Origin of the sequence: Serratia sp. CC22-02 (assembly GCF_900182895.1) — a bacterium.
Classification (GTDB): Bacteria; Pseudomonadota; Gammaproteobacteria; order Enterobacterales; family Enterobacteriaceae; genus Serratia; species Serratia nevei.
This window is the reverse complement of sequence record NZ_FXUD01000011.1, coordinates 38,289-63,515: the sequence shown is the minus strand read 5'-3', so window position 1 is coordinate 63,515 and position 25,227 is coordinate 38,289. Positions and strand designations below refer to the sequence as shown.

Annotated in this window: 31 protein-coding genes; 5 read left to right on the top strand and 26 right to left on the bottom strand. The window is 49.3% G+C overall.

Features of this window, described 5'->3' with window-relative positions:
* Positions 1-68: 68 nt before the first annotated feature.
* Genes QOL81_RS24085 through QOL81_RS24050 form a run of 8 tightly spaced genes read right to left on the bottom strand, consistent with a single transcriptional unit; the run spans position 69 to position 7,704 of the window.
* Positions 69-899, bottom strand: coding sequence for a hypothetical protein (locus tag QOL81_RS24085; protein ID WP_283440109.1), 831 nt, complete (start codon positions 897-899; stop codon positions 69-71).
* Between the two features lie 8 nt (positions 900-907).
* Positions 908-1,687 (bottom strand): phage tail protein, encoded by a 780-nt coding sequence (locus QOL81_RS24080; protein ID WP_283440108.1) that lies wholly within the window; start codon positions 1,685-1,687, stop codon positions 908-910.
* 11 nt (positions 1,688-1,698) lie between these two features.
* Positions 1,699-2,250 carry a hypothetical protein gene (locus tag QOL81_RS24075; protein ID WP_283440107.1) on the bottom strand — a complete coding sequence of 184 codons (552 nt, stop codon included), beginning with the start codon at positions 2,248-2,250 and terminating at the stop codon, positions 1,699-1,701.
* Between the two features lie 4 nt (positions 2,251-2,254).
* Positions 2,255-2,746, bottom strand: coding sequence for a baseplate protein (locus QOL81_RS24070; RefSeq protein ID WP_283440106.1), 492 nt, complete (start codon positions 2,744-2,746; stop codon positions 2,255-2,257).
* A gap of 7 nt (positions 2,747-2,753) precedes the next feature.
* Positions 2,754-3,311 (bottom strand): hypothetical protein, encoded by a 558-nt coding sequence (locus QOL81_RS24065; RefSeq protein WP_283440105.1) that lies wholly within the window; start codon positions 3,309-3,311, stop codon positions 2,754-2,756.
* Between the two features lie 60 nt (positions 3,312-3,371).
* The gene (locus QOL81_RS24060) at positions 3,372-4,091 is read right to left on the bottom strand and encodes a hypothetical protein (protein WP_283440104.1); all 720 of its coding nucleotides are present in this window, start codon (positions 4,089-4,091) and stop codon (positions 3,372-3,374) included.
* Positions 4,092-4,102: 11 nt separating this feature from the next.
* Positions 4,103-5,683 carry a phage tail protein gene (locus tag QOL81_RS24055; protein ID WP_283440103.1) on the bottom strand — a complete coding sequence of 527 codons (1,581 nt, stop codon included), beginning with the start codon at positions 5,681-5,683 and terminating at the stop codon, positions 4,103-4,105.
* 44 nt (positions 5,684-5,727) lie between these two features.
* Positions 5,728-7,704 carry an Ig-like domain-containing protein gene (locus QOL81_RS24050; protein WP_283440102.1) on the bottom strand — a complete coding sequence of 659 codons (1,977 nt, stop codon included), beginning with the start codon at positions 7,702-7,704 and terminating at the stop codon, positions 5,728-5,730.
* A gap of 151 nt (positions 7,705-7,855) precedes the next feature.
* On the opposite strand from QOL81_RS24050, the gene QOL81_RS24045 reads away from it, so the two are divergent.
* Entirely contained in the window at positions 7,856-8,278 is a 423-nt protein-coding gene (locus tag QOL81_RS24045) for a hypothetical protein (RefSeq protein WP_283440101.1), read from the top strand.
* Positions 8,279-8,303: 25 nt separating this feature from the next.
* Here QOL81_RS24045 and QOL81_RS24040 read toward each other — a convergent pair whose 3' ends face one another.
* The gene (locus QOL81_RS24040) at positions 8,304-8,582 is read right to left on the bottom strand and encodes a helix-turn-helix transcriptional regulator (RefSeq protein WP_283440100.1); all 279 of its coding nucleotides are present in this window, start codon (positions 8,580-8,582) and stop codon (positions 8,304-8,306) included.
* A gap of 861 nt (positions 8,583-9,443) precedes the next feature.
* Here QOL81_RS24040 and QOL81_RS24035 point away from each other — a divergent pair.
* From QOL81_RS24035 to QOL81_RS24025, 3 genes are all read left to right on the top strand, one after another.
* Positions 9,444-10,343 (top strand): RepB family plasmid replication initiator protein, encoded by a 900-nt coding sequence (locus QOL81_RS24035; protein ID WP_283440099.1) that lies wholly within the window; start codon positions 9,444-9,446, stop codon positions 10,341-10,343.
* Between the two features lie 860 nt (positions 10,344-11,203).
* A complete protein-coding gene (locus QOL81_RS24030; RefSeq protein WP_170929827.1) occupies positions 11,204-11,527 on the top strand; it encodes a type II toxin-antitoxin system TacA family antitoxin in 324 nt (107 codons plus the stop codon).
* Positions 11,505-12,050 (top strand): GNAT family N-acetyltransferase, encoded by a 546-nt coding sequence (locus tag QOL81_RS24025; RefSeq protein ID WP_283440098.1) that lies wholly within the window; start codon positions 11,505-11,507, stop codon positions 12,048-12,050. The genes QOL81_RS24030 and QOL81_RS24025 overlap by 23 nt, the downstream gene beginning before the upstream one ends.
* Before the next feature lie 118 nt (positions 12,051-12,168).
* Here QOL81_RS24025 and QOL81_RS24020 read toward each other — a convergent pair whose 3' ends face one another.
* From QOL81_RS24020 to QOL81_RS24000, 5 genes are all read right to left on the bottom strand, one after another.
* Positions 12,169-12,366 carry a hypothetical protein gene (locus QOL81_RS24020; protein WP_283440097.1) on the bottom strand — a complete coding sequence of 66 codons (198 nt, stop codon included), beginning with the start codon at positions 12,364-12,366 and terminating at the stop codon, positions 12,169-12,171.
* Entirely contained in the window at positions 12,363-12,905 is a 543-nt protein-coding gene (locus QOL81_RS24015; protein WP_283440096.1) for a hypothetical protein, read from the bottom strand. Before QOL81_RS24015 ends, QOL81_RS24020 begins: the two co-directional genes overlap by 4 nt.
* A complete protein-coding gene (locus QOL81_RS24010) occupies positions 12,877-13,680 on the bottom strand; it encodes a hypothetical protein (protein WP_283440095.1) in 804 nt (267 codons plus the stop codon). Before QOL81_RS24010 ends, QOL81_RS24015 begins: the two co-directional genes overlap by 29 nt.
* A gap of 283 nt (positions 13,681-13,963) precedes the next feature.
* Entirely contained in the window at positions 13,964-14,644 is a 681-nt protein-coding gene (locus tag QOL81_RS24005) for a hypothetical protein (protein ID WP_283440094.1), read from the bottom strand.
* Between the two features lie 12 nt (positions 14,645-14,656).
* Positions 14,657-14,869: a crAss001_48 related protein gene (locus tag QOL81_RS24000; RefSeq protein WP_283440093.1), complete on the bottom strand. Its 213-nt coding sequence runs from the start codon at positions 14,867-14,869 to the stop codon at positions 14,657-14,659.
* A gap of 187 nt (positions 14,870-15,056) precedes the next feature.
* On the opposite strand from QOL81_RS24000, the gene QOL81_RS23995 reads away from it, so the two are divergent.
* Entirely contained in the window at positions 15,057-15,473 is a 417-nt protein-coding gene (locus QOL81_RS23995) for a hypothetical protein (protein WP_283440092.1), read from the top strand.
* A gap of 42 nt (positions 15,474-15,515) precedes the next feature.
* Here the strand turns inward: QOL81_RS23995 and umuC are convergent, their stop codons facing one another.
* The 12 genes from umuC to QOL81_RS23935 all read right to left on the bottom strand — a co-directional run bounded on the left by umuC (position 15,516) and on the right by QOL81_RS23935 (position 25,224).
* Positions 15,516-16,778, bottom strand: a complete 1,263-nt coding sequence (gene umuC, locus QOL81_RS23990) for a translesion error-prone DNA polymerase V subunit UmuC (protein ID WP_283440116.1) — start codon at positions 16,776-16,778, stop codon at positions 15,516-15,518.
* Positions 16,778-17,218: a translesion error-prone DNA polymerase V autoproteolytic subunit gene (gene umuD / locus QOL81_RS23985; protein ID WP_283440091.1), complete on the bottom strand. Its 441-nt coding sequence runs from the start codon at positions 17,216-17,218 to the stop codon at positions 16,778-16,780. Before umuD ends, umuC begins: the two co-directional genes overlap by 1 nt.
* Positions 17,219-17,332: 114 nt before the next feature.
* Positions 17,333-17,710 (bottom strand): helix-turn-helix domain-containing protein, encoded by a 378-nt coding sequence (locus QOL81_RS23980; protein WP_283440090.1) that lies wholly within the window; start codon positions 17,708-17,710, stop codon positions 17,333-17,335.
* 114 nt (positions 17,711-17,824) lie between these two features.
* Entirely contained in the window at positions 17,825-18,085 is a 261-nt protein-coding gene (locus QOL81_RS23975; protein ID WP_283440089.1) for a type II toxin-antitoxin system RelE family toxin, read from the bottom strand.
* 570 nt (positions 18,086-18,655) lie between these two features.
* Entirely contained in the window at positions 18,656-19,528 is an 873-nt protein-coding gene (locus QOL81_RS23970) for a DNA adenine methylase (RefSeq protein ID WP_283440088.1), read from the bottom strand.
* Positions 19,519-20,448: a recombination-associated protein RdgC gene (locus QOL81_RS23965; protein ID WP_283440087.1), complete on the bottom strand. Its 930-nt coding sequence runs from the start codon at positions 20,446-20,448 to the stop codon at positions 19,519-19,521. Before QOL81_RS23965 ends, QOL81_RS23970 begins: the two co-directional genes overlap by 10 nt.
* Positions 20,449-20,694: 246 nt before the next feature.
* Entirely contained in the window at positions 20,695-21,000 is a 306-nt protein-coding gene (locus QOL81_RS23960; protein WP_349361522.1) for a contact-dependent growth inhibition system immunity protein, read from the bottom strand.
* A gap of 18 nt (positions 21,001-21,018) precedes the next feature.
* Complete coding sequence (locus QOL81_RS23955) at positions 21,019-21,849, bottom strand: RNase A-like domain-containing protein (protein WP_283440085.1); 831 nt, start codon at positions 21,847-21,849, stop codon at positions 21,019-21,021.
* 175 nt (positions 21,850-22,024) lie between these two features.
* Complete coding sequence (locus QOL81_RS23950) at positions 22,025-22,594, bottom strand: baseplate protein (RefSeq protein WP_283440115.1); 570 nt, start codon at positions 22,592-22,594, stop codon at positions 22,025-22,027.
* 58 nt (positions 22,595-22,652) lie between these two features.
* A complete protein-coding gene (locus tag QOL81_RS23945) occupies positions 22,653-23,642 on the bottom strand; it encodes a hypothetical protein (RefSeq protein ID WP_283440084.1) in 990 nt (329 codons plus the stop codon).
* Entirely contained in the window at positions 23,642-24,415 is a 774-nt protein-coding gene (locus tag QOL81_RS23940) for a hypothetical protein (protein ID WP_283440083.1), read from the bottom strand. Before QOL81_RS23940 ends, QOL81_RS23945 begins: the two co-directional genes overlap by 1 nt.
* Complete coding sequence (locus tag QOL81_RS23935) at positions 24,412-25,224, bottom strand: phage tail protein (protein ID WP_283440082.1); 813 nt, start codon at positions 25,222-25,224, stop codon at positions 24,412-24,414. The genes QOL81_RS23940 and QOL81_RS23935 overlap by 4 nt, the downstream gene beginning before the upstream one ends.
* Positions 25,225-25,227 lie beyond the last annotated feature (3 nt).

Genomic DNA, 25,227 nt, shown 5'->3' with positions numbered 1-25,227 from the left:
TCCTGAAGGCTCGCCACTGCGGCAATCTTTCGATATCGCCTATCGACTGCTTTCCATATAGAGCTAAGTCATGAATTAGGGTCACCCAGGAGCTTAACGACATGACCTGGAAGGTAGTCGACACACCGAAATTGAAAGAAGAGGCGAGTGGAAATTGCCTGTCCCTCCTTAGCCAAGGTAGGGCAGTTATGAGGCTTTATGTAGAGCTGCGCCGTTCCTTTGCGGATCGTTATAGGTAGCCCGTGGCGTAACGTTTCCTGCATCTTTTTGACGTTGGCAACTAGTGGCAAGAACTCCGAGTATGTTTCCATGCTACGGATCAGTTCATAACGCATTTCAGCCGCTTCCTGGAAGTCTCCTGGTTGCTCGGCCAGGTGTGCTTGGAGAGTGATCTCCACCAGCCGTAGGTTCGCTAATTCCGTTTCATAATTTGGGGCGTCTTCCGCCGGCAGATTTGAATACATCATTTCAAGATGTTCCATACCCAGACCGTCGATCGGCTTCAGGTGCCATTGATACGGGATGCCCTTAACAGGAATGCTGATCTCGATATGCGGGGGGACTGTTAGCAGCTCCAAATCTTCAGCTAACCCGCACAGATCAAAATCATAGTGATGCAGCTCACCACAATGACTGCATTGATAGCTAACTGTCTGTTCCGCGCCATTCGGTTGAGAATGGGTGTGAATCCACCACAGCGCTGTGCGGCGATCTTGTGCTGTCCACTTAGCGCTATCTTGCATTACACCAAGCTGAACAGAATTCAGGTATCGAGTTGTGGCTTGCTCTTCTTGGTCTGGAGACGTCCCACAGAACGCCAGCGCATCGTTGACAGCAGGTGCACGAAACTGGATTTCGTTCTTAGGATTTGAAGGCTGGTAGAAAATTGGAATGTACATGAATAGCCTTAAAATTTGATAATGCTGGTGGTTTTGCTTAGAGCATCGCCGGCCATACCTGTCGCCACCGAGGACGCCAAACCAGTTAGGCTTGCGTCGGCTGAAGTGTGGCAAACAAAGGTCAGTGGGTAAGACAGAAACTCGCCAACTTGATCATAGGAACGCGTTGTAGCGCCTCTCTCTGTTGGGATTACTGAATACTCGGCGTCTAAGGTCTTATTGCCGTTGAAACCCACCCGGTAGACCCGGATGTTCATTACGTAGAAAGGGGAAAGATTGATAGTGCCGTCACGGTTTATAACCCGTCGTTTTCTGCCATCGAACCATTTTGCAATGCGTCCAGTTTGGTCATCGCGAACAGTTATTGTTACCGTGCCTGGAGTGATATGAGTTGGTTTGTTGAATTGGATACCGCCAATGATTTTTGCATCCGTTTCGATAGTCCCTTCGCTATACGAAACGTCACGAACGAACATGAAGAGGTCTTTCATGCCATCGGCTTCAACAACCCATTGCCAACCTTGGGCATACTGGATGCGCATTGCCATTTCCAATATGCTTTTTGCATAGGCAACTTCGCCAGAGTGACCAGCCTTGCCATTCACCATCCCACCGCCGGCAAAACCACTTGATGAACCGCCACCAAGCGCATAATCCAATGCTTCCTTTACGATATCATTCGTTCCCTGGAGGAAGCGGTTAGTGGCTGAATCCATCGCGTCATTGAACATGCCGTTAACCGCATTTTTAAGACTAGATCTACTTGATAACCCATCAAATATGCCCATGATGCCCCCATTTAAAATAGCGTTGCGCCGGCGATGATTGCCCGGTTTGACGACATTAGGGCTTCCAGATCTGCCTTGCGCTGATTGAGCGTATTTTCATCGGGAAGGGCTGACGTATCCAATTTACCGGCGATTGACACGCGGCGCTGGCGCTCGGTATTAGGAATAGCGATAAGAACTTCCAAATAGTCTTGAATAAGGCCAATGATTGTTGGGGGAACTGTCCAGGCATCTAAAGGACGGTCGCGCAAGTTGACCAGGTAAGAAAGGATAAGGGGGTAGCACTCGCTGCCATTGAGTTCGAGATCAATTGAAGTGCCATAATCGTCGCTATATACGAGCGCTTCACGTTTATCAACAACGTGCACTAGGGCCAAGTAGTCTTCAGGATAAGGCAGGGATACACCTGCCTCTTTTCCGATCTTGACTCTACGCACCAAGCCAGCTCGATCCTGATATGCCGCCAGAGCCTGAATCAGAAGGCTTTCCAGCACTTTTGACTCAACCACCAGCAGAGGTGTAAACCGAGATTTGACACCATCAAGAAGCTCGTTTGGTGTCATCGAATTACTCCACCCAGTTGTAGATAATACGAAGGCTTGGGCGAACAGCAACAGTGACGTCTTCGGATGATAGATCCACAGCTTCAGAGTAGACTTTGCAATGAAGCAATGACCGGGTCAGGCCTTTATGATCACCGCCGTTCGACTCGGCCGCTGCACTAATTGTGATATCAACGTATTTTTTGCCAAACACCATATCTTTCACTGCTGCAAGAACGTCGCCTGTAATGGTTTCAACGCACTGAACCTGGATCTCACCACTATTTCTCAGTGCTCCGTGTTGGTTGAACTTCATACCACCCGGCGCCACATCTTCCATGTCTTCACGGGTCATTTCTGGCAGCTGCGCCGTTCGGATCAAGATAGAGAGGTTTTCATGCCCCTTAATCACCATCCAGTATTCCGAGCCGATCAGCTTTTCGCCGGCCGCCAGGTTCTGGTTAAAGCGCTTTTTTAAGAAGCCAACATCCGCTTTGGTGTTACCAAATCCACTCATAATTACCTCAAATGTACATAAGCGGTATTTCAGACTCGTTGTAAGCCGTCATACCTGAGATGTGCAGGTTCACTGTGTTGTGGGCGTACATACCTGTTATCGTGCGCGGGGCGTCCAACTCGTATTGAACTGACTGAATCACGGCATGCATAATTTTTTGCCGTCGCCCAATATCCAGGACAACAGGCTTCGGCCGGCGGCCACCTGGCAGGAAGTTTTTCAAGTCAGGCGACGCCATTTGCTGCAACGCCATAATCGCGGAGTTGACCTCGATCTGCGCATCCACTTTCGCCATGAAATGCAGCGATAAATTAAACTCCGGTGGCTTCTGGCCTTCCCACACCAGCATGCTGTTAATTTTCGCTTTTGACGTCGTGGTCGATGCCGCTTGAGTCGCATTCGAGAGGGTGCTCACGCCGGCCATAGAGCCAACTGAGTTGTTTTCAAACGGCGACGACCAAAGGCTTTCTAGCATCGCAACGCTGCCTTCCCCGATGTATCCAACGACCATGTTTGTGCCCGATGTGATGTAGGCCTTCAGGAATGGACTCACACCGTCAGGCATTATTGCGCCACAAATCACAGAACCCCCTTTAAAGCCCACCCCAAGGGTGGGCCTGATACCTTACAGACCGCGTTTTTTCCGCACTTTCAGCGATTTCCGGCGAGAGATATTTGCCGCTGCCGTGTGAGATTTGCGTTGCGCCTTTTTGATGGAAGCACGCTGCAATGCAGTAATGCGCTTCGGGCGAGGGCGCTTACGAATCAGTTTCACCTCTCCATTGCGGACAACTTTTTTGTTCGCCTCCAACATTGCGTCATCATCGCTATCCCCAGAGACGCCATAGATTGCGATAGCTTCATCGTCGTCTTCATTTGCCGCTGAAATTGCATCCGCAACGGCAATTGCCGCTTCGTCATCTTCTTCATCGATCATTTGAGTGACAGAATCTTGATCGGCACCCAACGAAACCGCAGCTTCAGCCAGGATTGACAGGACGCGGTTGTACTCATCCGTTTGGGCATCAGTGATTTCATCGTCATCTTCGTCGTCGCTAATGCCGGCCATAACCATCGCGATACCGTCAATGTCTTCACTGGTCGGGTTAGATGAACGCGCCCAATCCAGCAAGAATGAAGCCGCTACAGAACGCTCATCCTGACGCGACCGTTTTGATACAGCCTCGAAAATGGCATCTGAGAGCGCCTTCTTGCCTTTTTCGGTGCCAGGCTGAGCCTTGCCCTTATTCGACTCCAGCAGAGCGTCAGGAGCCGCTACGGACGCTGTAAGGCCAAATGCAGCCTCTAGCAATGGGTTAACTTTGTTTTGTTTGAAAATATCCACTTTTAGCTCCATTAACGCAGTAAAACAGGCACGCCGATAATTCGGCGGGAAACACCCGTCACACACACTTCCCAACGCACTTCCCAGCTATCGAAACCGGTATTAGTTACAGTCACGATATAAGGCGCGTCACCCTGGCTGGCATCGCGCGGCTTAACCAATGCATCTGCCGCCACATAACGATCGAGTAATCGAGGAATACCCTTTTCCAGGCCTTCACGAGTTAAGCCATCAGGTTCATGTTTAAGTGCCGAGGCGAGGGAGTAGTAGTTGCGAGCGATAGAGTTCATAACGGAAATAACGTGTTGATACTTCTTGTAGTTATTTTCCATACAGGTGGTCAGCGCATCATCAATGACGATCGCACCATTCGAACTGGTCACAACGTTGAGGTGTGCTGTTGCAAAGACTTCTCGGTCAATGGTTGCGGCAGCAGGTAACGGCTGGATGTTTTGACGATTGACGACGCCACGTGAGCTTCCTGCTGGAGAGTAATGCCAGCCGCCAACATCAGGCACTAGAGCAACCCCCTTGGCCTTCGCCGTGAATGCATCACCAGACAAACCGAAGACAACATTCGATTGGCCTAAGGGGTCACGACAGGAGAACGGGAAGTAGTACGCTGTGACGTTTTCATTGCCAGCCAGGCCAAGTCCAGCTAGTTGCTCCAGCGCCTTATCAGCCGCCAAGCGAGGGTCAACATCAGCGAACATATCAACACGAACCGCCTTTGCTAATTCGGCAAGTTTTGCGATAGCTGTTGCATCGTAAGTGCCTAAAGTCAGGATCGCGGTATACTCCACCAGCGAGCCGTCCAGAACAGCAATTGAGCTAGCGTAATCTTTTGCCGCCAGCTTCTTGTAATCACCATCCGAACCACCAACAAACGCTTGGTTAGTGATGCCAGCAAAAGACGCGGGCAACACCACGGTATCCGAGATCAGAGCACGTAAGCGTGAGCCGTTACGTTCGAGCACATCTGGAATGAACGCAGAAAGCCCCATGTCGTCGACAACATCGGAATTCAGCGAAACCTCGTAATTCTCTAGCGTGCTCTCAGCACCTAACGAATCAGTAGCGACCAGCTTCAGCTTGAAAATCCCAGGTTTGTCTTTGGCCGGTTCGAAGCTCAGTTTGCGATTTGTAGATTTATCGCCGTCTTCCACATAGAACGTAATTGCGGTCTTGGCCGGCAAAGTGATATCAGCGCCAAACGCTGTTGTGCTGGTGGTTGCCTTCACTGTTGAAACAGCAGGTGTGCCCGCTGTCTCAATGGTGAGGTTGATAGCAGGAATCAGCATGCCAGGCAGTGGAATTCGCACGACATATCCGTCGCCACCAGATAAAGCTTGGTTTACGTGGCGTAGAGGCTCAAAGAATGCACCTTCTTGCGGTCTTGGCGCCTCACCTAGGATAGACGTGACGTTATTTTTGGTAATTTTAAGTACGGTGTTCGGCTTACCTTTTCGCGAAATAACCAATCCCGCAAAAACTGATGCTCCGCCTGAAGTAGAGCCGATTGTAGCTGATGCATCGATCGGTGCAGCCGCCACACCGGCTGCCGTACCTAAAGCAAAAGGAATCTTGTTCATTTTTTTTCCTAGTAGCGCCCCAGCTGGGGCGCTTGATCAAAGGATTAGCCGGCAGCCTTCACAGTGACCTTGGCAACGGCGGTTTTTGAACCGTCTTCACTGGTCATCGTGATATTGGCGACGCCCACAGCTTTTGTTTCGCCGTCACCGCTCTGATCGATGACCGCTAAGGACTCATCGCTAGAAGTCAGCGTAAATGCTTTGTTAGAAGCGTTTTCTGGCAGAACAGCGGGGGTCAGTTTGAATTTCTCACCAACGGTGACAGTCAGCGTTTTTGGCGTTAAGGAAACGGACTCTACGCCTACTGATGCTTCAGGTTTACCGCCGGCTTCCGGCTTTTTTTCGATGAACTTCCCAGTGCCAGGATCGATGGCGCCGACTTTTTCGTTAACGAGCGTGAGACGGGAGAAATAGTCTTCGCCATTGCGTGGGTGGATCTCATTAATGGCAGAACCCCACAGTGTTTGGCGATTAACCAGCGCCGTGCTCGTTGGATGGACAAATGGAATTGCTGGTACTGCATCGCCCGCGACCATGCCGGCCTCACCCAGGTTTTCACCACGTGAGTAGAAAAGAATGTCGCTCGATGAGAACGGATAGCCTTCTTTGTCGAACTGTTCACACACTGGGTTCGGCACTTCATAGATACGGATCGAACCGAACAGCAAGCCGATGAAGTGCACATAGGATGTTTGCACATAGTTCGGCGCCAGTTGGAACATGCTTTCCGGCAGTGACTTGATATAGCCGGCTGCATCACCACCAGCAAAGCCACCACGGATGCCGTATTTTTTAGTACGGTCACGCATCTCCGTGGAAATTCGATTCACAACCCCACGGAAGAGGGCACACCACGGTTCCCATTGCTGGCCTTCAGGCAGCGCTGTGTCGAATTTGTATTCGTGCACAGTATGGAACGCGAGCTTACGCAGACGTTTCATATCCTGCTCATGAGAACACCATTGGGTCAGGCTGGTGAACTGCATCGATGCCAGGTTTAGGCCAAACTCACGTTGCAGATCCATCATGGACTGCACGGTATGCTCGGCCGCCAGGATGTATTGCGATGGCTTCATAGTCCATTTACGCATCGCCTGGTTAATTACCGGGATCAGGTCAGGAGCATTCTCAACGTCCAGCTCGGCCTGCATTGCAATGTGAGTGCCCGCTGGTGGAGCTTCGTCAAACTTCAGCTTCACGATGCCCTTTGTATAGTCGACTGTTCCAGTCACCTGGAAGCTATTGCCTTTGGCGTCTTTTTCGTTGAAGTTGATGTTGCTATCACCATCATCGTAGTGTTTACCGAGCCGGCGGTTCACGATGATACGAACACGAGAACGACGAATTGGCATATTTCGGCCTTCGTAGTCGTAAATCGAGATGGTGAACTCTTTGGCAGTGCCGTCGACGCCACCCTTCAGCATGAAGATACGGCCCATCTGCGAGAATACGCCGGCGCTGAGGTGATCCATTTGCTCACCGCGCTCAAACGACCCCATCTTCACGCCTGCAACGTTGTAGACCTCATAGAAGTCAGACTCATCGCGAGTAGCCGGCATGAAAGTGCACATATCGCTGGTTGCGGCGCCCAGGGCGGACGGCAAGATCATTGCCATGAAAATAGCTTGGCGCATTACACCTTCTGATGTACTCATGTCACTGGAAACTGATTCCAGCATTGCCGCGCCTTCACCGCTACGTTTAGCGGTTGGGGAAGATTCCAGGATCAGGTTTTCACATGCATGTTGAGCATTTGCCAGCAGATCGGCTGGTGGATTACAGCCATTAATGCGGCGGTAATCAGCCACACTGGCCGCCCAAGCTGTAGAAATCTGGCGGACGGCCTTCGGGTCTACGCCTTCAAACATTGGATCTTTGGCTGCTGCCTGAGAAATGGCTTCCGCTTGCTCTTCAACGCTCATAGAGGCGTTGATAGGGGCATTGCTGGTAAACGCCAGCACTCGGCCAGCGCGACAATTTACGTCTCTCTGACGTTCATGAAATGCTTTGGTATCAGACACTTTTTCGTCCTATCTATTTGCACAGACAGGGGTTTGCTTCTCGACATTCGAGATATTAACGAAAGTGAGTTATTGGGGATCACGATAAAACAGTAGGGTTGTTAATGGAGGTTTGTTAGACTAATTCTATTAAACTAATACAGGATTAGTAATGCGTTATACTGTTTATGTGGAATATCGAAACGGCGCGACCAACACGCCAGCGCACTCTGGGGTCAAAGAAGTTGCGTATCGAAACTTTGTTGAATTAGTTGCTGATAAAGATCTACAGCTCACAGCAGAAGCTTGCATTATCAAGTGCTCAACAAGTGAGATACTTCGCTTTGACCTGCGCACCCCTCAACCTCTCCCTGAATTTAAAGAGATCCAATGGCCTCGTCGAGGTGCTCAGCGCCAGGTGAAGAATGGAAAAACAGTCTCAGCTTTTTTAGCGTCAAATGAAGAGGACTTCTTAAAGTCGTTAGGGGGAGGGAGTCTCACGCACGGTATTCGTAAGGCAGTAACAATGCTTAGCATTCTTGAGCAGGAGAAGTTGAGGGATCTCAAGGAAAAAGCCACCAGCGTATCAGCGTAAGCCTAGTGTTTTCTTCGATGCCCCTCTATGGGGCTTTTCGTGCCTTGTCGTGTTCAGAACGCTTGTGGAAAAGTTCTAACACCTCCTCAGCAAACTGATCGTCTACGATGTAGAAGTAGCACTCTGGTACATTCAGAACTTTTCCGAATAGGCACATCGTTTCGAATACTGGTCGATATGCACCCGTTTCATACGATGAGATACGCCCACGAGCGGTGCTTTCGTCAATGCCTGCTAAGACGCCAAGTTGCTCTTGCGTAAGACCTGCGCGGATGCGAGCAGATTTCAGCCGTTTTGTGATCATATTTTTGCCGTCATATTAATTGACGACATGTGTAACATTGCATAACATCAACGTTGTTCAGAATCACAGAACATCATAAAGACCACAAAGCAACACCAGGGAAAGGCCGATCACTTGATCGGCCATTTTTTTTTAATGGATTTTTAATTTTTGCGCTCGGTAAAGTTAAACCTTGACCGTTGTGTGTTTAGAAACGGGGAAAAAACCATGTTTTTACACTGTCAAAAAAGGGTTAATCTTTTGAATAATAACCAATTACTAAGCTTAGATATAGCAGGGCGTAAATCAAAACACTCTATCACTCAATCGGGCGCCTTGAAGCGTGAATATGGCATATCGAAGCAGCTTAGTGATCATGATGTTCTATCGGTAATTCATAGGCATTTCATTAACCCCAGATCAGGGGATAGCGTGTTGACACTCTCAGTTCTGCTTACTACTGAGCACCCAAGTATAAGACGCGCTGATTTTAGGAAAACTGTAGAGGTGATCACGAGGGTGGTTAATCAACTGAATTTGCAGGCAGCAAATTAATTGGACGAAAAACCCGCAAGTAGTGGTAACCGGTCATCTTAATGCGTGACATAGAAGTGAAAGTTATCCACATATCAACTGGCTAGATCCAATAATTTAACCTTTAGATCCATAAATGACCTAAAAGATCCCGGAACCCTTTAGACCAGGTATGACGCGGCCTGCGGGCCTGTTTGTGTGTTTATAAACTGGAATAATGTGTTTATAAACTGGATATCTGTGTTTGTAAATGGGATAAATGTGTTTGCAAACTGGATTAAGTGTGTTTATAAACTGGGAAAAGGATCTTTTTTTCCACATTACTCAGACCATCACAAGAAACTATTTATGACTATGAAAAACAACGTGTTAAGTCTTATTGATGTGCTGGCCTCGAAGGGTGAAAAAAAACTTACCCCCAATTCTAATAGTACCGTTCAACCTGTTGCGCTGATGCGTCTTGGTCTTTTTGTACCAAGCTTGAAGCGCAAGGGGAAGAACGTTGAGAGTGTCACCATAGATGCGTCTGAGGAGCTATCCAAGCTCGAAATAGCCCAAGCCGAGGGCTATTCGAACATTACGATAAGTGGCCCTAGGCTGTCTATGGAGACAGATTTCAAGGTTTGGGTGGCTGTAATTTTATCGTTCTCAAAGTATGGCCGAGACTCCAATACGATCGAACTGCCTTTTTCCGAGTTTGCGAGCTTTGCTGGCTATCCTGACAAGGAAAAAACACGTGTTTTGCGTGAACGCATCTCTGGCTCCCTCACTCGAATTCGTAGCACTACGTTGAGTTTGTCCTCAAAGAACAAGGACAAACATAGCGTTACTGGCTTGCTCCAGAAGGGTAATTGGGATGTAAAAGCAGATGTAATTAAGCTGACTGCTGACGAGTCACTCTGGGAGTTGTATCAGGTTGATAACCAAGTGCTGCTCCAGATGTTCGTACTCCGCAAGCTGGCGAACAAAGGGACTGCGCAAGCGCTTTACACTTTCATTGAAAGCCTTCCGCGTAAGCCCATACCGTTGTCCTTCGAGCGTATTAAGCAACGCCTGGTGCTTACATCCCCGCAGAACCAACAAAACCGAATCATCAAGAAAGCCGTCGAGGAACTGATCGAAACAGGATACCTCGATGCGACCATTCAAAAGCGCGATAAAGACTGGCACGTATTGATCCACGGGCGGAATCCTAAATGCCACCTACCGGCCGGCGCCAGCCTCATCGAGGGATTGGACGACGATTAGATTTGTGTTTATAAACTGGATTCCCGCTTGTGGGAGTGTGTTTATAAACTGGATGCTGCGACATCCATCGCGTTATATCGCCTGATCTGGCTCTTCAGCTCGTGATTTTTCCCGTTTGTAAACACACCGGGTGCATTTCTTGGCCGTGATTCGTTGGTTCCATCCAGTTTATAAACACTCCTGGCGTACTGGCGCTATAGTCTGCCAGTTTATATACACACAGTGCTTGCCCTGCTGATCCTCATCCAGTTTATAAACACTTCCCAGCCCCACCTTATTCATACATGGTATGATTTGACGTTCAACAACCACCATAAGTCAATCACATGCGATTATCAGCAATTCAAAAAGATACCTTGTTTATCCTGCATGCGTTCCGTTTAAAAGGGCGTTCAGCAGGCATACGTCAAACTGCATTGTTCAACATTGTTAGAGCCAATCGCTCCGTTGAACTTTTCCCTAACAACTACAGCCTGTCCTGCCGAACGCTGGCAAAGAATGGCCTGATCCTCCTTGAGAGGGATGAGAGTTTAAGGTTGTATCTCACGTTGACGGAGAGTGGCGCCAAGACCGCAGAGAGTATCTATGAGGAGAGGGCGGTATACGGATAATAGCCGTATGAATTGACAATTACATAGACCGTAGGTAATCTTACATCGTAGTACGGCTATCATCCGTACTAGGTTTGATGATGAATCTTAATTTAGAAGATACATATACTGAAAAAAACGTAATCAGGAGTTAATAATGGCAAATCATAATTTTAGTAATTTCAATAATTTAAGACGAAGGCCTTTTACTGGAAAAAGGTAACGTCGCCTGTCAGAAGGAGAGTTTAGAGGAATATAGAGAGGTTCAATATGGCAACCACAACTGTCTCGCAGATGCCTGTGGATGTAGCTAAAGGTTTAAAGAACGCAAGAGTCGAGTTGAAGACTTCTGTGAGTTTAAAAGATGTACTTCGTGAAGCGGCGGCTGTCGCTGGTTTGGATTTGACGTCGTTCATACTGAATGCCGCCCTGGAAAGAGCTGAAAGCGTGTTGGATAACCAACGGCGCCGTGAGCTATCTGAAGGGGCTTGGCATCAGTTGAATCAACTTATGTCTGAACCTGCCGCACCAACGCTTGCCCTGAAAGCCTTGATGAGGAGGAAGAAACACAATGGGGAACCAGACCACAAATGATGTAAGTAACGCGGACGTATTGGCCTGTACGTATCAGGCGGATATCACATACCCCGGTCAGAAGAAGTTTGATTGTGGGAAAGATGCAGTGAATACCTTTGTTCGCGGTTCACTCAAAAAAAACGTTGCCGATGGGAATTGTGCTGCAAAGTCGCTGATCGATAAGAACACTGGTGAGTTGATCGGGATATGCAGTTTTACAGCGTTTAGCCTGGAAAAAACGGCATTGAGCGGGGTAGTTACCGGCTCTCTTCCTCGTGAGGTTGGTGTTGTTCGACTAGTAATGCTTGGTGTAGCCACTAAGTATCAAAAGCAAGGCTACGGTTTGGATCTGCTGTGTGAGTTCTTTGAGCAGATTAAAATCATCCACAAGGCATTGCCTGTAAAAGGCGTCTATCTAGACGCTGACCCAGAAGCGATTGGTTTTTACGCTCGTTATGGGTTCGTCCAGCTGAACTTGCCGCCGAACAGTTTGGGTGCTGTGCCGATGTTCTTGGGCATTCAGCATATACTGGCGGCTTGATTCGCTAAAATTAGAAGCCCCGTCAATCTATGACGGGGCTTTGCTCAGCATTATTCACTTCATTGGTTGCTTGTTTTCAACAGCGGCAGCCTTGTGTGACCGTGTCACGTGTGCCTGTTTACTCTTCCAGCTGTAACACCCCATGCTCTTCTGATTCCGAATATGCGATCAGACCGTTGTATTCAGGAATCTGCTCACCATTCTCCGCTTCCCACGCCGGAATTGTGCTGGTTGTAATTGTGTAGGCCGGCTGGCCGTCTTCGGCAGCGAATCGGGCCAGTTCTTTAATTTGTTCTTGTGTCAGTACAACGCTCATTTTTTTCTCTCTTCATCAAGCTGGCGGATAGCCAGGAGTTGGTTGTTAGCTTTGTCGATCGCCGCAAGAAGCGGATCAATCCACAAAACTGCTTGGCAATATGTCAGTTCGCCGGCGGCAGAGGTACGAGCACTGGCTGTGTCAGTAATGGCGGGATTGGCTGGCATTGCGCTGGAACGTAAACTGTTCGTGTAGTCGAACAACCCACGAGCAATAGAGTCAGGCACGCGCAAATTACATGTTGGTAGGTCTTTAAGGATCGTTCTGTATTCAATCTCTTTCTCCCGAGAGGTCGAGTCGGCATTGATGCCATATCGATTAGCTGCATAGCTGATCTCGTTTGCTCGTTGGAATTGAAAAGCCTGCGTCGCGATGACGACCGATTGCTGATCAACAGTTCTTGTCTGTTCTTCCAGCCGTGTTTGGAGGAGCCGCAGATCTTTCCGATATCCCCAGTTACTGACGGCCAGCCATGCGATGAAGCCAAAAATAGCGATCACCCTTACTGCTTTACCGGTCGGCACTGCGATGGCGTTCATCGATCCCCCCAAAGAGCGCGTTAGTAACGCTGGCGGGAGTGATCGCTTCAATGGCCCCTTGCATAGGTGAACTCGTGCCCATTGAGTCCAACGCTGCAATGCCTACAGCGTTTTTGAATGCCTTGGCCGCCAGGGCGACAGAAGCCACGCCATCGGACGTTAATTGACTAACGGCGCTAAAAGCCTCCGTAAGCCCGCTGGTGGCCTTTAGCATTTCATCGCATACAGCCACCAGCCTCTTAACTAGTTCATTGCTTAGCGTTGGCGCTGGTGGGCCTGAAGGTGGCTCGCCCCCACCAGCAGGCGGTGCAATGTTCAGGATCTTGTTAATTTCATGCATTACAGCGATCACTTGCTGTGGGTTAACTTTCGCCACTGCGTCAGCCATTGACCTTACCGTTACCGTGTCGGCCAATGCTTGCACTAAGGCTGGCGCCGTACCGACCTGTTTGCCTTCGCCTTTGAGATGACAATCCCACCCAATGCTCACGGTAAGCAGCGACGACGGTGACTGGTAGGTTGTGAATGCGGCGGTAAATTCCCGGCCCGTTGATTCGGCAGACTCTAGTGAAGTAGCTACCTCGTTAATTTGGTTGATCGGTACTGAAATACTTGTGGGGTATGCGATGCCAGGAAGTAGCGAAGCTAAAAGCGAGGTGTGTTTAGCCTTCGCCTGTTCGCTGGCTGCTAACGCTTGGGTTACTGAAGTGGCCGGCGTGAAGCCAGTCTTATTTAGTTCTCGGAACGCATTGACTTGGCGAGGATTATCTAACATCACGCAACCTCCACCAGCGGGTCACCGGATGCGACGATAGAACCGCAGGAAACAGGGTCATCTTTGCAGACGATCCCTTTGCCGTTGACGGTTATCCAGGGCCGAGTTGATATCGCCGTACCGCTGTGCACGCTGTTCCCGTCGGAGTGTTCGCTAAAGGCACTACCGTTAACCATGACTGCAACGCCATTGATTGTGACGAGTGGATCTCCCTCTACGCATGGGCGAGGCGGAAAACCTTCATGCCCAGAGCAAATAGCCCCTTTGATAGAGATGCTTGCCATTAGGCGAAGATTCCTTTTAGCCGAGCCTGAAAATCCTCTTCACTTTCTTCCGGCTTACGTAGCGAATTGACGTTGAAATGTGGCTTTACTAACGGGGATTCTAACGTCGAGTGATGAATTACTTGGTATTGTCCGCTGGTGGATAGTTCATAGCACTGGGGCTTTTCCCCATCCATTACCAACGGCTCATCGCATACGAGAATGGTTTCAGGGGTGCACGCTGAGGCTGACAGTTGCCAATTCTGATTTGGCGCGAATAGCTCCAATCCCTCGATGATGATATCGATCGGTAATTCCGCTCTAAGTGCCGCAAATTCAGGCGTGAAGGCGCTGTGCTCAACGAATTCAACAAACGTGCGTGCTTCATGGCGTTGATAAATGCGGTTACCAGTGATGACCAATGGCTGGTCACGGGGGAGCGTTTGGTTAACCGCTGATATTACGAAAGGGGCGTACTTCGCTGCATTTTGACTAACGACGAGTGTTGGACGACGCTTGTCGATCAGGTTTGCCACTGCAATGTTAGTTACGTTGTTCGTTAAGCCACACACTGGCCCGGACAAAAGCATTAATCGCTTATCTTTGCCCTGAGCAAAGAAGGCCTCAAGCGTTTCTTGTTGCTGAACGGTAAGTTTCACCATGAGATGCGGATTTGAAAAAATACCGGTACTGATAGCCATCGTTGCTTCCTCTTAGCTAAAGCGTGAAATGCGCTTGTTTAGGATCGCCAGGTAATCGCTCATGACCTCTGCTTGCAAATTCAGCAGCGTCTTGTCGTATTGCGCCAGAGACTTAAATGCTGGCCCTGTGATGAAACCCTTCAGGTTTTGCAGCTTTTCAGCAAGCTGGTTACGTTCGTCGGTAACACGTAGCTGGTATGGCTCTTGAGGTGGTATTGGGGTCACGTAGGCCTCTGCTAGTGGATGAATGGAGTGCTAACCGTACCTGAACTGAGTTTTCAATCTTTAGTGGAAGATTGGGTGATGTTTGGGCTAATGAATGGGCGGGCCTTTATGCTAGGTAAATTAGGCACGTACAATGGTATCGCCGGCGGCATATGGCCGCCTTAATTGATGGGAAAAGGGAATTGGTTTGAAACTAAAACGGTTGCTGGTATCGGCATCGATCGCTTTGTTTACGCTTCCGGCTTTTGCTCACGAAAAAGCAATGTCGTACAAATGCGATCAGCTAAATATTCTGGTTTTCAAGCAGGTTGACGCAGAAGGCCGCAGGGTTGTAACTCTGAACGGGACAAGACAGGATAACGTTAAAACGTCGTTATCCACCCGTTCAGGAAAGAAGGTAAGCACTGTTTCGTTTACACAGCGCGCGGCGGCTGGTGGGTCTTATGGATTGTATAATCTGTATATCATTAGGGCTGAAGGTATTTACTTAACAGATGATTGGCTGGACGCTGATGATCGACCGAAGCGGAAAGCCAAGGTCTACCAGTGCGATTATAAGGGGGAGGTTGATACAGGGATGCCGGGCGGTCTTACAGCCGGATAAGAACGCCGGAATGCCGACAAAATTGGTGCCCGTGCGGGGGGCTTATCGCACCTTAAATTTGGGCAAATCTGACCAGCGCGTTGTGTAGGCTGGCGATAACCATTGCCTCTTCATTTGGAAGCCTGTATTGATGCCTTGGCCTGCTAGAAATAACGTGCCTCGAGCATCTTTGTTCAGCCTATCCATAACGGCCATCAATTTTTCGCTGTTTGGCCGTGGGGGTGCCTCGTCAAATAACGCGAGTTGTGCCTCCCGGCCGCTAAAATCCGCCAGCATGATACCCGCTTTGGCGTAACGTATCCCAGGGCGCCAGATTCGGAGTAAAGCGCGCTGAGCAGCCTCTACGATATCGCGAGTATCTTGCGTTGGTGTTATGCGCGTTTCGCAAAATTGATTACTGTACTGTGCATCATGCGAGAACGGGCTGGTGCGAATAAACACAGAGATTGCCTTGCAATACTGCTTCTCCTGCCTCAGCTTGCTGGCCGCTATTGAAGCGTGACCGCAGATAGCCTGCTGCATATCCACCAGCTCGGTCACCCGCCGGCTGAAAGATCTGGAGCTGATGATTTGTTGTTTGGTCGGGGGATGTTCCTCTAGCGATAAGCATGGTTCGCCACGCAACTCCCGAACGGTTCGCTCTAACACAACGCCAAAGTTTTTCCGAATGAACTTTGTATCGGCGAGGGCCAGATCAAGCGCCGTTTTGTAGCCCATCACGGTTAATTTTTTTGTTAGTTGTCGGCCGACGCCCCACACCTCACTAACTGGCAGCAAAGACAATAATTTATAACGGCGCGCGGCATCATCCAAAACAACCACGCCGCCGGTTTTACTCCATGTTTTTGCAGCGTAATTTGCGATTTTAGCTAGCGTTTTTGAGGGGCCAAACCCCACACCTATCGTTAGTCCTGTAGCCCTATACACGGTGTCGCGCAGCTGGTGGCCGAACTCATCATAACTCATGGCCTTACCCATCCCTGCGCACTCAATGAATAGCTCATCAATACTGTATTGCTCCACGCGCGCGGAGAGGGATTCTACTGTTGCGACAAAACGCGCGGACATGTCCGCGTAAAGCGAATAATTTGAAGAAAACACAACAACTTCATGTTGTTTTATGAGGTGCTGAACTTTAAAAATCGGCTCCCCCATCTTCAAGCCTGCCTGTTTCGCGAGACGGTTTCTGGCGACGATATTTCCATCATTATTTGAGGTCACCACAACCGCTCGATTGTCGAGGTCAGGTCTGAAGATCTGCTCACATGAAGCGTACATAGAGTTTACGTCAGCGAGAGCGAACATCATCTCACTGCCTGGTGCAGCCAAAATGTGACAACCCCCCACACCTCGAAGGTGTCAGGATCTGGATAAATTGGGCTGTACGCAGCATTCATTGGCATAAGGCAAAGGCGAGGGCGCGTATGGAGCATCTTCACTGTAAATTCACTGTCGACTTTGGCAATGATGATAGAACCATGCTTTGCGCGCAGATCTCGATCAACGATTAGCAAATCGCCATCATGTATACCAGCTTCGATCATCGAGTCACCTTCAGCCCAGCCAAAGAACGTTGAGTGTTTTTTGGCGATGCAATACTCGTTGAGATCCAGGGTCGCGTCTTCGTACCCTTGCGCTGGCGATGGGAAGCCAGCAGGTATGCGTTCAGCGAAAAGCGGCGTTTGTAATTGTGGTGCGCTGGTGTCTGGGCGCAGGAGATAGCGGGGCGGGTCTATTAGTTTCATGATTGCTTCCGTGGTGCTGTATGCATATACAGTATATATTGCCGAAAGCAGATTATACAAATGCTGCGGATAGAGACAAAAAAGGCCTTCAGTAATGAAGGCCTTAGCTGATGCTTAGCGGAGTTGAGAAGGCTTGCAGCTGTAGATCTTTGCCAGTTTGCCTAGAGTTGCGGCCTGTGGGCGTTTAGAGCCTTCCAGCTGTGAGACTGAAGCCTGGGAAACGCCCAGTTTCGCCGCAACATCGGCTTGGGATAAGTTGCGATAGATGCGCCATGCGGCCAGCAGGCTCACGTTTTCTTTCACCTTGATGCTGACGACAGCATGAGGGATAACTACGGAATCGTCATCTGCATCTGTTGAAGGAGAGTATGGGACGTCTTCATACGCATCATCATCACTGTCGGCCGCAGCAAGCAGGCGATTGTAGTCGTCGATCGGTACAACGGCGTAAGCAACGTTATTGTTACCATCTTTGATAAATTGAACGGACATAACGCAAATTCCTCGACAAGTAGGTTATTCCATAGATATAAATTAATAAATCATACTTCATACTTGTTGTGTGTGAAGTTTTACGGTGTTGAGGGGGGTATCCCCCCCTCTCACTTAGCTGTATGTGGTACTTGTCCGGCGCTTCACAGTCATTATCTTTATGACCGTTGGCACCCCGTCGATAACTTGAAACAACACCCGGTAATCACCAACCCGCATCCTGTATTCGTTGTCACCGTCTTTCATCTTCTTTATGTCGAGGTTTACGCTGGGAAAACCTGCTAACTGATCGACCTTATCGAAGATTTTCCGTCTATACCGCACATCGATGCTATCCAACTGCTTCTCAGCGCGGCGTGACCAAACAATTTCCATACGCCTTTCCCGTTTCTAAAGAGCATCGCATTGCGATATGTGACTAATATAAGGTTTTATATAAGGTAATGCAAGCGTTATCTTATTGTTGTCTTATATAAAGCTTATATCCAGACAGGGTGGATTGGTTGCCCTAAGAATGAAGATAGCGACAGAACACCCATAAATGTGGGTGTTCTGTGGATGAAAGGGTTATTGCTGCGGCCGCCGACCAATCTCATGCCAAAAATATGATGAACTGCTAATAGTGCCCTGACAGTGTTGGCACCGGTACTTTTTCCTTTCCGACTCATTGGTTGCCGGCTCTTCACGGAACTCATGGTATAGGCATGAGTTGAGGCGATCCTGGTTAGCTTTCACCTCAGTGGCGATTTTTCGCATCTCAGAGCCAGATAGGCCAACTGCTTTACCAATAATGTCCAGTCCGTTCATGATTCTTCTCCATACGGCTTTGTTGGGGGCATTTGAGTGACATAGGTTGCCAAAACGAAACCGGGGGCGAGCGTGAGGCCCATAATCGATATGCAGGTAAGATAGAAAGTAATATCACTGAACATGCCAGATCCTTTGTCAAAATGCAGCGAGAATGTCGTTAGCGTTATGCCTCGTGCCCCCCTTACAGCTCAGAGTACGAGGCGCATCCAGCTGGTGGATGGTCATGCCATGTTTGACGTAAAGCTCTACGACATTCGGTGCCCGACTGTTAGTAATAATTACGTCAGCCCCGCGCTGATAGGCTGCTGAGAGGTGATCCATCAGGGCCTCTTGGTCAGAGAATCTGAAACCGCCCGAGGAGTAAGTTGTGAATCCCTCCTTGCCGGGGAGAGGTTCATAAGGTGGATCGCAAAAGACCACATCGCCGGCGCCGGCCTCGGCTATTGTTTCTTGGAAGTGCTGGTGCGTGAATATGCAGCGCGCGGCAACGGAGTGGCATTCCTTGATCTCGTTAACCGGCAGATATGGAGCTTTGTACTTGCCATAACTCGTATTGATTGCACCTGCGAGGTTGTAACGCATCAGGCCATTAAAACAATGGCGATTAATGAATACAAAGCAAGCTGCGCGGGCCACCAGCGGCATGTTGTGCTTTTCCAAATTGAACTGCTTGCGAACTCCAGCATAACCGTCAGCGGTGTTTTTGGTGTCGAATAGCTCCACGAGCGCCGCAATTAACGCATCTGGAGAAGACTGGATTACTTGATAGGTTACGATTAGGTCATTGTTTATGTCGCCGCAAAGATATTCAGGGAACTTGAAGTTCATAAACAACGATCCACCACCAACGAACGGTTCTATCAGGCGTTTCCCGGCGGGCAGGTGTTGGGCGATGGTTGTCAATACTGAACCCTTGCCACCAGCCCATTTAAACACGGAGCGTATAGGCTTCTCGCGAAGTTTAGCGCGCGCAGGCGAGATAACGTCTGGGGTGCTGGCTACTTCCATTCTGATTCGCCCCCAAACGCCACCAGGGTGTCGTTAATGACCTCTGAGACTGTCTCAGCCATAAGCAGGAAGTCAGCGCGTTTGCGAACGTCGGAGCCGTTCTCGTCTTCTTCCTGCATGTCATCGTTTGTTTCAAGGAATAGATCGGAGAACTTCAGACGCTTAAATGAGCAGTCATCGGTCATCATAAAGTCAACGTGGAACTTAGTGGCGTGGAACATACTAAGATTGGTTACAAGCTTCCCACTCGAAACGGTGGACTCGATGGTGTCACTACCCAATGGCTCATTTCGAAAAGAAGTAGTACCGCCTTCAGAGAGGATGCTAACCATTCGGGCATCGCATTCTACGTGCATGTGAAGTGGGGCCGGTGCTTCGCCAGCTTTCATCCATTCGGTCATTACCAGCTCGATCGGTTCTTTTGTTGTGACCGGAACAACTGGCAAAGAGCCTAGAGTTTTCCGCAATAGTGCGAGTACGTCTTCAGCACGTTTGGCGTTAGTGGTGTCAACGATGATTCGACCTTTGTCCTGGTCGATCCAAAGCTGGGTTTCTGTCGTCCGGGTGAAGGCTCGGGGAAGTAGATTTTGGAGCACTTCATCTTTGATAGTCGCGCGTTCTGCGTGCTTCAGTCGGCGGTGTTGTTCATTCTCAAGCTGTTTAACCCTGTCATTTACCTCTGATTTGAGGAAGTCTGGAGGGATGACCTTTTTCTCGGTCTGCATGGTGATCAGGATGTGGTTTTTCACCTGAAGAACGAATTGTTCTTTGCCATCGAGAGCCTTCCATCCGCTACGACTCATGTCATGTGAGCCACAAGGTTTGAATGCAAAAGCTTTCAGCTGCTCATTGAGATTTTCTGGAGCGATCTCGCCAGAACGATGAAGGTACACCACCGCATTTTTGAACAGGGTAAACAAACGGTTCTCCTTGGTGTTTTGTAAAACTAATAATTAATTAGTTTAACAGGTTTGAGGTGTATTCACGTCAACTTTTATGTGAGCGCTGCTGGAGAGGAGCCGGGAAAATTTAGATAGCCATATCGGGAGGTAAGGAAACTGCCACTATTTGCTGTGGCATATCCGATCGCTATTTAGGGGGGGCGTCTTTGTAGATGTAGATTTGTGCTCGTTTGTAACTGACCTCAGCCTGTAGTCATAATGTCGTCAATTCTTTGATTGAGCGTTTTCGGCAAGAAATTTGATTTTATTAAGGAAACCGACAGTTGTTTCACCCCATAGTTCGGGCGCAACATCATTACCCCAGCGGGACATGAATTCATCATCAAGTGTGTCAGGGTATGCAGCTTCAAATTCAGCCACATCTGCTATCAGCGTCTTGATCTGTGTTGGTGGGTTGTCCCGAAGATAGAAGCCCATGACTCCTGCAAGTGTCGTTGCTCCAGTTATTTCGTAGCTATCCTGACCGAAGTAAATTTGTATCAGATGTTCTAGAGCGGAAAAATTACCCATAATTTTCATGGTATTATCTCAGGTGGTGGGATAGGCAGTGAGAATGTAATATGGTTTACCGTGGAAGACTTCAAAGCGTATTACTACCCTGAGGTTGGATAATTTGGTCGTAGTCTGCTCGCCACGCAGTAAGCCATATCCAATGACTCGTCCGGCTGAATAGTTCGCGACGAGTGGTGACGCAGGGCGCGTTGAACTTCCTGCCCAAACTTTTATCCATTCCTGGTTATGTTTCACCGCTTCAGAGATAGCCTCTTCGGCAATACGCATGTTTGTGAATGACGTTGCTGCCCGCATTGTAGGGTTTTTAGCAAGTCGTTGAGCCAATTCATCCTGCGACTTGGCTACATGCTGTGCAATCGTATGACCACCAGGCTTAATGCCGGTCATCGATTCATGCTCAATCAATCTCACTCTCCCCACTCTAACTGAAGCAACACGAGCAGCCCCTATCGCGACAGCAAACACTAGGGGAACCGCTATATCCACGGTTAGGCCTACGTTGTAGGCTGTCTCTTCATCGGCTCCCAGCGAGCGGGCCAGTGAAACAGCAGATTGGTATGTGTCAGTTGTTGTGGGTTGGCCTGTGATAATCTGATTAGAAGCGGCCTTTATGCTATCAAGACTGTGCGTACCGACAATGACGCAACCGACTTTGGTTAAAAATGTTGGATCAGGCGCATAACACATCACGCCAGCGCCCATTAGTTCGACAACACCACCAGCCAAGCCCAATCCACCAAACAGGCGATTACTGAGAGTTTCACCCTCAGTGACGCTCTTGTTTGACATTACCGCCGCCAGTTGCACGGGAGAGAAAGCAACCTTTAATCCTTCTTCTATAGCCATAACAATTCCATTCGCTAGGTCGATTTTATGATTCTATAGTGTACATAAATAACACAACAATAATTCTCTGGTAAGCAGGAAATCGAATGGCATCGCTCGTGGCAGCTCTACCTAAAGCGAAGAACTTATCCCCAATTTCTGTGGATAACCGCCGGTAGCCGGCGGCTATTCTAGGTTATGCTTTGTCAAAGGAGAATTGTGCACCTGTGAAGCTCATTTTACCACCAGCAGTAAAAGCCATATTGCCAGCTGCTTTCACGTCCAGATCACTACCGGCAACCACAGTGGCCTTGCCTCCTGTATGGATGAACGTATCACCGGCACTGATCACGTAGATCTGACCGGCCTCATTCATGCCTATGGTCGTACCATCTCCAGTGCGTGTAATGGCATAACCGCCACCAGCCGAGCGCACTTCAAGTAGTCCGTTGCGCTTCAGCACACTGTCAGTGGTAGGATTCAGCTTTGGTGCTGGTGGTGCCCCTTCGACCTCTGGTGGCGTATATTGCCCACCTTGACCCGATGCTTCAGGTGGCACATTGGGGACACCACCAGGCCAATCTTGAGCGGCGCCTACGATAATCGGCCGGCGACTGTCACCGTCATACGGAAACTCAACCCATACTTGATCGCCGGCAATGGTCGGAACGAAACCACCCCCTATGGGCAACAGGTATTCAGCCCACGGCAGTGTCGCGTCTGGCATTTCATCCCATTCATGCATCAGGCGGATCTGCGCCTTCATCATGCCGCCCTGGTGCACGGTATTGACGACTTTAGCGCGGCGTTTACCAACGATTTTGTTAGGCACTTTTCACCACCCCTAGGATCATCCTACACACGTAGGAGCGACGATCTTCATAATGTGTCACCCCCATGATAACCATGCTGCTTTCAACTGATTCATCGAGTGAGCTATCAGTGTCATAGCGCTGAATAAGCACGGTAATCTGTTGGCCTACAGCTAAGCTTGCATTGCCTTCACATTCAACATCGAGCTTTGGGATAATTGTCAGAGACAAATTCATCAATACTTCGCGGTTCGCGTCTGAGAGCATCTTGATCGGGTACTCTTTTTTCCCAATCGAGATATACCCCTCAGTTTCGTTGTATGCCGAGAATCGATACCGAACTTTGTCCAGATAGGCCTCCTCCTGGGTAAGATGCCGTGCTTTGGTGAAAAGATTCTGCGCAGAAGGGTTGTTGGTTTCGTACTTGGCTATTGGCTTCAGCTTTTGAAGCGCCGTTAATGTCCTAACGTGAAGAGAACCGCGAGCTATCCAGGCGCGGGCACCGTGGTCACGGGCTATTTTATTGATCAGTGCCGCTGGCTTATCACCTGGCCCAAGGTGGTACGTAGTGACCCGGTTGAAAGGGTCGCTGACCAAACCCAATTTCCCACCAGTACCAGATAGAGCACTCAGCATATCTTTAGGGTTTTGGTCGACAAAGAACCTGGGTAATGCCGTTTTCTGGTGGAGTTGGTGCAGAGCTTTCGGAACCGCCACTATGCGTACCGTGTCGTTTGCATAGGGGCATGAGACGATCGTCATGTCATCGCTCCAGCTTGTACCCCCATCGCTATCACCCATGACCGCCACCAGCCGAGATCCCTCTCTCATATTTCTTTCATTCATCAGCTGATTGTTAACATCACGAACATGCAATTCGAGAGCTGGCGCCTGAATGTTCATGTGCTCTATATACGCCGAAGTTGTGACCATTTCTCGCGGCACTTCCACGCCATCAATGACGACGGATTGGAGGAAAAACTGATTAAGCTGGCCGGCCATTAATTCTCCTTAACGGCGGTAAAGACTTCAGTACGAGTGCGGTGAGGGACAACGGCGAGTGCGTGCAATACGTCGACAGAGGCTGTCAATGTTGTCTGCACTGCAAAAATTCTGTCATCACCAATCGGCGCCGAAATATCAGTAAAAGAAACGTCACGGCTATCAGTCAAAGTCACATCCTGGACTACATCAGCCAACGCAATTACAGTTGGGGCCGCTAATGACCGGTGCCCAGCGAAGCGCAGCTGTACGCCTATAGCGTTAATCAACAGGGATAACGTTTCCTTCTCAGCCGCAAGTATTGTAACTGTGTACGTTAGCGAGGCGTTTGTGGTGTTGACCGCTGCGTAAGGCCGGCCATCCTTATCCTCAATGATGTTAAATCTTCCGAATGAGTTGGAGAGATCTCGCTTGTTCTCTATAGGCATAAAAGCCGTATCGAACGAGCGTGAGACATTGATTACAGGCAGGGCTTGCTTATTCACCGCCGGCTTGCTTGGGGCCGCTTTCCAGTTGTCGGCCCTTCGTAGTGCTCGCAGGAATTCGACAATATCGTCAAATTTACCGAGAACCACCCGATCAGCTGGTGGGCTTTTTATGAACCGTTGAAAAGCCGCGTTTTCACGTGTAGGTGTGTTTATTTTGGCACCGTCAAACATACGGCTGATTAGGGTTGATATAGCCTCATCAGCAGCTTGGAAGCCTGACACCTCATATTCGCCGGTTGGTTCCAAATCCAGCTCGTGAAAGCGAGAGATCAGCTCTTCCATCATTGGGCCACCTCCGGCGAACCATCAAAGCTGCGAGCGGGGATGCAGTAATACAAAGACCCCACAGCGGCTGTTCCATAGGTGAAGATACGATGGACATACCACCAGCAACGTACTGTAGACCCTTCGGAGAGAGACTCATTCCACTCGAGAATAGATCCCACTGGCACAAAAGCGCGGGCCGCAGGGTGGGGATTGCCGTTTTCATCCTCACCGGAATCGATCATTTCCATTTGCGGTGCTATTCGGAGGAGTAGCACATCATCGACACCACCATCTTGCTCGCCATCGTTATCAACTGCATTCAAACCGGCACGTTCGTCAGGGCAATCCAAAACGGACACTGCCACTGGATCGGCATAGCTGAGGGTTTTTTGGTTGTTGTTGAGTTCAGTAAAACTTGGCTCACACGGTTGCCCCTCATCGTCAACCTCAACAGCTTCCGCATCACTTGGGATGAACAAAAGAGCATCAAAGGCATATGGATCAGCTGCGATAGCTCGTTGCCAGTCACGGCGAACCATATCGTTAAACGAGGTGTGGCCTGAATAGCGACTTTTTAAAGCCTGAGCCGGGCGGATAGAAATGCTATGGGGTATAGTTGTGGCGGGAGTCGAATTAGCTCCTCCAGGAGCCTCTGCGCCCTCATTGCCTTCTATGGGTAATGAGATATTACTCATGTCGGTAAAAGCCTGCTGTGGCGGTTCTGCTGCGCGAGCAGGGGCGTCGAAAGCCGGACTTACCTCAATTGGTAGGTTTTCTGGTAATTCTTCATCATTTTCGGGTTCAAAAAACTCATTAAAACGACTCATGGC

Excerpts from the sequence above, each read along its gene's own strand:
- QOL81_RS24085 (WP_283440109.1), bottom strand. The coding sequence starts at position 899 with ATGTACATTCCAATTTTCTACCAGCCTTCAAATCCTAAGAACGAAATC.
- QOL81_RS24080 (WP_283440108.1), bottom strand. The coding sequence starts at position 1,687 with ATGGGCATATTTGATGGGTTATCAAGTAGATCTAGTCTTAAAAATGCG.
- QOL81_RS24075 (WP_283440107.1), bottom strand. The coding sequence starts at position 2,250 with ATGACACCAAACGAGCTTCTTGATGGTGTCAAATCTCGGTTTACACCT.
- QOL81_RS24070 (WP_283440106.1), bottom strand. The coding sequence starts at position 2,746 with ATGAGTGGATTTGGTAACACCAAAGCGGATGTTGGCTTCTTAAAAAAG.
- QOL81_RS24065 (WP_283440105.1), bottom strand. The coding sequence starts at position 3,311 with ATGCCTGACGGTGTGAGTCCATTCCTGAAGGCCTACATCACATCGGGC.
- QOL81_RS24055 (WP_283440103.1), bottom strand. The coding sequence starts at position 5,683 with ATGAACAAGATTCCTTTTGCTTTAGGTACGGCAGCCGGTGTGGCGGCT.
- QOL81_RS24045 (WP_283440101.1), top strand. The coding sequence starts at position 7,856 with ATGCGTTATACTGTTTATGTGGAATATCGAAACGGCGCGACCAACACG.
- QOL81_RS24040 (WP_283440100.1), bottom strand. The coding sequence starts at position 8,582 with ATGATCACAAAACGGCTGAAATCTGCTCGCATCCGCGCAGGTCTTACG.
- QOL81_RS24035 (WP_283440099.1), top strand. The coding sequence starts at position 9,444 with ATGACTATGAAAAACAACGTGTTAAGTCTTATTGATGTGCTGGCCTCG.
- QOL81_RS24030 (WP_170929827.1), top strand. The coding sequence starts at position 11,204 with ATGGCAACCACAACTGTCTCGCAGATGCCTGTGGATGTAGCTAAAGGT.
- QOL81_RS24025 (WP_283440098.1), top strand. The coding sequence starts at position 11,505 with ATGGGGAACCAGACCACAAATGATGTAAGTAACGCGGACGTATTGGCC.
- QOL81_RS24020 (WP_283440097.1), bottom strand. The coding sequence starts at position 12,366 with ATGAGCGTTGTACTGACACAAGAACAAATTAAAGAACTGGCCCGATTC.
- QOL81_RS24015 (WP_283440096.1), bottom strand. The coding sequence starts at position 12,905 with ATGAACGCCATCGCAGTGCCGACCGGTAAAGCAGTAAGGGTGATCGCT.
- QOL81_RS24010 (WP_283440095.1), bottom strand. The coding sequence starts at position 13,680 with ATGTTAGATAATCCTCGCCAAGTCAATGCGTTCCGAGAACTAAATAAG.
- QOL81_RS24005 (WP_283440094.1), bottom strand. The coding sequence starts at position 14,644 with ATGGCTATCAGTACCGGTATTTTTTCAAATCCGCATCTCATGGTGAAA.
- umuC (WP_283440116.1), bottom strand. The coding sequence starts at position 16,778 with ATGTTCGCTCTCGCTGACGTAAACTCTATGTACGCTTCATGTGAGCAG.
- umuD (WP_283440091.1), bottom strand. The coding sequence starts at position 17,218 with ATGAAACTAATAGACCCGCCCCGCTATCTCCTGCGCCCAGACACCAGC.
- QOL81_RS23980 (WP_283440090.1), bottom strand. The coding sequence starts at position 17,710 with ATGTCCGTTCAATTTATCAAAGATGGTAACAATAACGTTGCTTACGCC.
- QOL81_RS23975 (WP_283440089.1), bottom strand. The coding sequence starts at position 18,085 with ATGGAAATTGTTTGGTCACGCCGCGCTGAGAAGCAGTTGGATAGCATC.
- QOL81_RS23970 (WP_283440088.1), bottom strand. The coding sequence starts at position 19,528 with ATGGAAGTAGCCAGCACCCCAGACGTTATCTCGCCTGCGCGCGCTAAA.
- QOL81_RS23960 (WP_349361522.1), bottom strand. The coding sequence starts at position 21,000 with ATGGGTAATTTTTCCGCTCTAGAACATCTGATACAAATTTACTTCGGT.
- QOL81_RS23955 (WP_283440085.1), bottom strand. The coding sequence starts at position 21,849 with ATGGCTATAGAAGAAGGATTAAAGGTTGCTTTCTCTCCCGTGCAACTG.
- QOL81_RS23950 (WP_283440115.1), bottom strand. The coding sequence starts at position 22,594 with ATGAAGGCGCAGATCCGCCTGATGCATGAATGGGATGAAATGCCAGAC.
- QOL81_RS23945 (WP_283440084.1), bottom strand. The coding sequence starts at position 23,642 with ATGGCCGGCCAGCTTAATCAGTTTTTCCTCCAATCCGTCGTCATTGAT.
- QOL81_RS23940 (WP_283440083.1), bottom strand. The coding sequence starts at position 24,415 with ATGATGGAAGAGCTGATCTCTCGCTTTCACGAGCTGGATTTGGAACCA.
- QOL81_RS23935 (WP_283440082.1), bottom strand. The coding sequence starts at position 25,224 with ATGAGTCGTTTTAATGAGTTTTTTGAACCCGAAAATGATGAAGAATTA.